The sequence below is a fragment of the Micromonospora sp. NPDC049580 genome, from assembly GCF_040675595.1.
In the GTDB taxonomy this organism is placed as follows: domain Bacteria; phylum Actinomycetota; class Actinomycetes; order Mycobacteriales; family Micromonosporaceae; genus Micromonospora.
Genome location: NZ_JBFAPG010000438.1, coordinates 1 through 5,341, shown reverse-complemented (window position 1 = coordinate 5,341; position 5,341 = coordinate 1). Strand labels below are relative to the sequence as shown.

At 73.1% G+C, this 5,341-nt stretch carries 4 protein-coding genes; 3 read left to right on the top strand and 1 reads right to left on the bottom strand.

The genetic code is table 11. From position 1 onward, the window contains the following. Positions 1–26: 26 nt before the first annotated feature. A complete protein-coding gene (locus AB0J68_RS26255; RefSeq protein ID WP_363940883.1) occupies positions 27–2,891 on the top strand; it encodes an alpha/beta fold hydrolase in 2,865 nt (954 codons plus the stop codon). Then, a complete protein-coding gene (locus tag AB0J68_RS26250) occupies positions 2,891–3,787 on the top strand; it encodes an ABC transporter permease subunit (protein WP_363940881.1) in 897 nt (298 codons plus the stop codon). The genes AB0J68_RS26255 and AB0J68_RS26250 overlap by 1 nt, the downstream gene beginning before the upstream one ends. Here AB0J68_RS26250 and AB0J68_RS26245 read toward each other — a convergent pair. After that, the gene (locus AB0J68_RS26245; protein WP_363940879.1) at positions 3,777–4,379 is read right to left on the bottom strand and encodes a DUF4232 domain-containing protein; all 603 of its coding nucleotides are present in this window, start codon (positions 4,377–4,379) and stop codon (positions 3,777–3,779) included. The genes AB0J68_RS26250 and AB0J68_RS26245 overlap by 11 nt on opposite strands. Before the next feature lie 505 nt (positions 4,380–4,884). On the opposite strand from AB0J68_RS26245, the gene AB0J68_RS26240 reads away from it, so the two are divergent. Beyond that, positions 4,885–5,334: a DoxX family protein gene (locus AB0J68_RS26240; protein ID WP_363940876.1), complete on the top strand. Its 450-nt coding sequence runs from the start codon at positions 4,885–4,887 to the stop codon at positions 5,332–5,334. Positions 5,335–5,341 lie beyond the last annotated feature (7 nt).

The following is a 5,341-nucleotide window of genomic DNA, read 5'->3' as shown; positions in this document are numbered from 1 at the left end:
AGCCTGGGGCCCGTCCGGTGTGCCGATTGAGATCCCCGCCGCCGGCCGCGGGGTCCCGGCGTGCCCGGCCCCCCCGCCGCCCCGCGACCGCGGCGGCGGCGGTCGTCGTGCTGCTGGCGGCCGCCGTCGGTTGGGCGGTGTGGCCGCGGGAATCGGGCGTACGCACCCAGAGCGCGATGCTCACCGTCCGCTCCGGACCGTCCGGAGACCAGCCCGTCGACCTGGACACGACCCTCTACCTCCCGACCGGGGCGTCGTCCGGTCGGAAGGTGCCGGCGGTGCTGCTGGCGCACGGGTTCGGCGGGACCAAGGAGTCGGTGCACTCGGACGCCGAGGAGTTCGCCGGGCGCGGCTACGCGGTGCTCACCTGGACCGCGCGGGGCTTCGGCCGCAGCGGCGGCGAGATCCACCTGGACAACCCGGACTACGAGGTGCGCGACGCCGAGCGGCTGCTGGACTGGCTGGCCGCCCGGCCCGAGGTGCGCACCGACGCTCCCGGCGATCCGAAGGTCGGCGTGGTCGGCGGCTCGTACGGCGGCGGGTTGGCGCTGCTGCTGGCCGCCCAGGACCGTCGGGTGGACGCGATCGTCCCCATGATCACCTGGAATGACCTGTCCCGGGCGTTCCTGCCGGAGAGCACCGGTGCGGCACCGACCGAGGGCGTGTTCAAGAAGGGCTGGGCGGGTCTCTTCTTCGGTGGGGGCGGCAACGTGGGCAGTGGCCCGGCCGGGCTCTCCGGGGCGACCGCAGCCCAGCCCGAGGGGGCGCCGGCATCGGCCGGCCCGCCCAGCCCGGGGCCGGGCGAGGGCCCGGGCACGGCTCCCGGTGGAGCCCCGGCCGGCGCCGCCGACCCGTCCTGCGGGCGATTCGCCGCCGACGTGTGCGCCGCGTACCTGCGGATCGCCACCGCCGGCCGCGCCGACCAGGCCGCCGTGGACCTGCTGCGCCGGTCCAGCCCGGCGGGCGTGCTGGACCGGATCAAGGCCCCCACCCTGCTGGTGCAGGGTGAGGCGGACACCCTCTTTCCGCTCGGTGAGGCGGACGCGAACGCGAAGGGCATCGCCGCCGCCGGCACCCCGGTCCGGGTCGCCTGGTTCACCGGGGGGCACGACGGTGGCAGTGGACCCCGCTCGGACGAAGACCGGGTGAAGTTCCTGACCGTCCAGTGGCTCGACCACTACGTCAAGGGCGAGGGGGACGCGCCCGGCGACGACTTCACCTGGTCGCGGATCGCCGGCTTCGACGCGCTCGACCGGGGCCTGGTCGCCACCGGCTTCCGCCGCGCCGACTATCCGGGCCTCGCCGGCAACGCCCGCCGGGAGGTGACTGTCGCCGGTCCGGCGCAGCCGATCGCGAACCCGCCGAACGGCAACCCGGCCGCCATCTCCTCGATCCCCTTCGCCGGTGGCCTCACCTCGCTGCTGGACGGGGTGGCCGGCGACGTGCCCGGCCAGCACGCGCGCTTCGAGTCGGCGCCGCTGACCGAGGCGGTGGACGTGGCGGGCGCACCCACCGTCACCGTGCGGGCCGCCTCGCCGACCGGGGAGGCGGTGCTCTTCGTCAAGCTCTACGACGTCGACCCCGACGGCGCGGCCACCCTGCCGAACGGGCTGGTCGCCCCGGTCCGGCTCACCGGCCTGCCGCAGCGGGTGCAGGACGCCCGCCCGGTCACCGTGACGCTGCCCGGAATCGTTCGCCGCGTCGAGGCCGGGCACCGGCTGCGACTGGTGGTGGCCAGCTCCGACCAGGCGTACACCACGCCCGCCGAGCCGACCGTCTACACGGTGGCCGCGGACGGCGCGGTCAGCCTGCCCACGGTCAGCGGGGAGCCGATCCCCACCGCGGCGACGCTCTGGCGCTGGGTGCTCGCCGGCCTGCTCGCCGCCATCGTGATCGGGCTCGTCGTGGTCGTGGCCGTGGTCCGCCGCCGGCACCGCCGCCAGGACCGCTCGGTGCATCCGGAGTACGCGGACACCCCGCTGGCCGTGCGCGCGCTGCGCAAGGAGTACGCGGACGGCTTCGTCGCGGTGTCGAACGTGGACTTCGAGGTGCACCCCGGTCAGGTGGTGGGTCTGCTCGGGCCGAACGGCGCCGGCAAGACCACCACCCTGCGGGTGCTGATGGGGCTGACCCAGCCGACCGCTGGGGAGATCTACGTCTTCGGTCGTCGGCTGGTGCCCGGCTCGCCGGTGCTGTCCCGGATCGGCGCGCTGGTGGAGGGGCCCGGCTTCCTGCCGCACCTGTCCGGTCTGGACAACCTGAAGGCGTACTGGAAGGCCACCGGACGGCCGGCCGAGGACGCGCACTTCGACACGGCCCTGGAGATCGCCGGGCTGGGCGACTCGGTGCACCGAAAGATCAAGAATTACAGCCACGGCATGCGCCAGCGGCTCGCCATCGCCCAGGCCATGCTCGGCCTTCCCGAGCTGCTGGTACTGGACGAGCCGACCGACGGGCTCGACCCGCCGCAGATCGCCGAGATGCGCCGGGTCCTCCAGCGGTACGCCACCGACGGCCGCGCGGTGCTGGTCTCCAGCCACCTGCTGGCCGAGGTGGAGCAGACCTGCACGCACGCCGTGGTGGTGAACAAGGGCCGGATCGTGGCGTCCGGGCCGGTGCAGGAGATCGTCGGCGAGTCGCCGAGCGTGCTGTTCGACGTCACCGATCCGGTGGCGGCGCGGGCGGTGCTGGACCGGCTGCACGGCGTACGGGTGCTGCCGGAGAGCGACGGCCAACTGGTGGTCGACACCAACGGCACGGCCCGCAGCGAGGTGGTGGCGGAGCTGGTGCGCGCCGGCATCGGGGTGGACCGGGTGGTGCCCCGGCGACGCCTGGAGGACGCGTTCCTCGCCCTGGTGGGCGAGAACTCTCGGGGAAGCGGTGACCGGTGATGGCTGGATCTCCCGTCGAGGCGCCGGTGGGCGTCACCGACCCGGCCGGTGCGGCCCGGGGCTACCGACCCTCGGCCACCATGCCCTTCGTGGCGGAGTTCCGCCGGCAGGCGTCCCGGCGGCGGACCCAGCTGGCGCTCGGGTTCATGGTGCTGCTGCCGCTGATCATCCTGGTCGCCTTCCAGTTCAACTCGGGTGGCGACGACGACAACGGCAACAACGAGTTCGCCAGCCTGGTCGACCTGGCCACCTCCGGCGGGCTCAACTTCACCCTCTTCTCGATCTTCGTGTCGGCGTCGTTCCTGCTGGTCGTGGTCGTCGCGCTGTTCTGCGGCGACACGGTGGCCAGCGAGGCGAGCTGGGGCAGCCTGCGCTACCTGCTCGCGATCCCGGTGCCCCGGGCCCGGCTGCTCACGGTGAAGCTGGTGGTCGCGCTCGCGTACTCGGGGCTGGCCCTGCTGCTGCTGGCCGGCACCGCCCTGCTCGCCGGGACCCTGCGCTACGGCTGGTCGCCACTGCGCAGCACGGTCGCCGCCGAGCTGGAGCCGACCGAGGGGCTGCTCCGACTGCTGGCCGTGCTCGGCTATCTGGCGGTCGTACTCCTGGTGGTGGCCGGCCTGGCGTTCCTGCTGTCGGTGACGACGGACGCCGCGCTCGGCGCGGTCGGCGGAGCGGTCCTGCTCTGGATCCTGTCCAGCATCCTGGACCAGATCACCGCCCTGGGGGGCCTGCGCGACTTCCTGCCCACCCACTTCAGCACCGCCTGGCTGGGGCTGCTCTCCACGCCGGTGCAGACCGACGACGTGGTACGCGGCTGCATCTCCGCGATCAGCTACGCGACGCTGTTCTGGGGGTTGGCGTTCTGGCGGTTCACCCGCAAGGACATCACGTCGTAGCCTTCCGCCAGGCGCTGACGCCGATCCGGCCCGTGTTGCCCACGTCGATCGGGCCGTCCGGGTCGACCTCCTCGGCCGGCTGACCGGCGGCGGGCGCGACCGTCAGGTACGCCCCGGCGGTGGCCACCACGGTCGAATCGGTGACCAGGTTGCGCCAGAGGACTGTGGCGACGGCCCTCTCGCCCTTGCGCAGCGTGACCGGCTGCGGCGGCTGATCGAAGCCCGAGGTGATCTCCTTCGCCCCGTTCACCACCCGCAGGATGATCGGCTTGCGCTGCTCGTTCAGGACCCACACCGCCGGGTACCCGTTGAGCTGGTAGGTGCGGTCACCGCAGTTGACCAGTTCCAGGCCGAGCGCGCGCAGCCCCATCGCCGCGTCCCCACCGGTGGACCGGATCAGAACGCCGGAGGCCGGGCACTCGGCGACCGGCTCGGCGCTCGCCGACGGGGTCGTGCCGGGCGTGGTCGGTGGCCGGCCCGTGGGATCACCACCCTGGCCCCGATGGTCGCCGGGTGTGCAGGCGGCGAGCAGGAGAGCTACCGCGGCCACCGCGCTGGCCCGTCGCCGTGCTGCCGTGCCGAGGGAGATCATCCGCCGATCCTCGCCCACGCGGGCGTCCCACCGCCGCCCGGCCCCGCAGCTCGCCCGGCGGGCTCTCGTGTCGACCTGCCGGCCTAGCGCTCCACGGCGGCCCGGTGATCCACCCCCACTCCGCCGACGTGGCGGTATCCAGCGACGTGGAAAGCCCCATGTCGGCGATACGGAGTGGATCATCGTTCGTGCGTCAGCCGACGGGGCACTTCGTCTGGGCGTGATGGCGTTGTTCGGCACGCCGGATGACCAGAGCGGCCCGCCGGCATCGCCGCGCTCAGGGCGCGGTGGGCTCTACGCCCCACACGTGGGGCAGCTCGACAGTCGCTGCGGGCAGCTCGACAGGCTGTACGGCCACCTCGGCTGGCGGTACGTTCTGGGCGGGAGCGCTCCCACACGGGCGATATGTTCCGACCGGGATCTTCCCACCAGCAAGGAATTTATTAACTTCGATACATTCATGTCCCACCATTGAAGAGATCTGTCCCCTTCGATGGAGGTCTCCATGAACGTCTCTCGGCTCGGCGGGCCGACCCTGTCCCTGTTCCGCATCGTGACCGGCCTGCTGTTCATGCTGCACGGCCTGTCCTCGATCTTCGGGTTGTTCGGCGGCAACCCGATGACCGGCTCGGCGATTCCGTTCGGCTCCTGGCCGGGCTGGTGGGCCGCGCTGATCCAACTGATCTGCGGCGCGCTGGTGCTGGCCGGGCTCTTCACCCGGCCCGCCGCGCTTCTCGCCTCCGGCTCGATGGCGTACGCCTATTTCGTGGTCCATCAGCCTGAAGGCCTGCTTCCGCTGCGCAACGGCGGCGAGCTGTCGGCGCTCTTCTGCTGGTCGTTCCTTCTGGTCGCGGCACTCGGCTCGGGCCCCTGGGCGCTCGACGCGCTGTTCGCCCGGCGTCGCGCCGACGCTCCACCGGCCTCGGTGACCGACCCCGCCCCGGTTTCCGCCTGACCGCACC

Bases quoted from the DNA above. Each gene is read 5' to 3' on its own strand.
- AB0J68_RS26240 (WP_363940876.1), top strand. From the start codon at position 4,885: ATGAACGTCTCTCGGCTCGGCGGGCCGACCCTGTCCCTGTTCCGCATC.
- AB0J68_RS26245 (WP_363940879.1), bottom strand. From the start codon at position 4,379: ATGATCTCCCTCGGCACGGCAGCACGGCGACGGGCCAGCGCGGTGGCC.
- AB0J68_RS26250 (WP_363940881.1), top strand. From the start codon at position 2,891: ATGGCTGGATCTCCCGTCGAGGCGCCGGTGGGCGTCACCGACCCGGCC.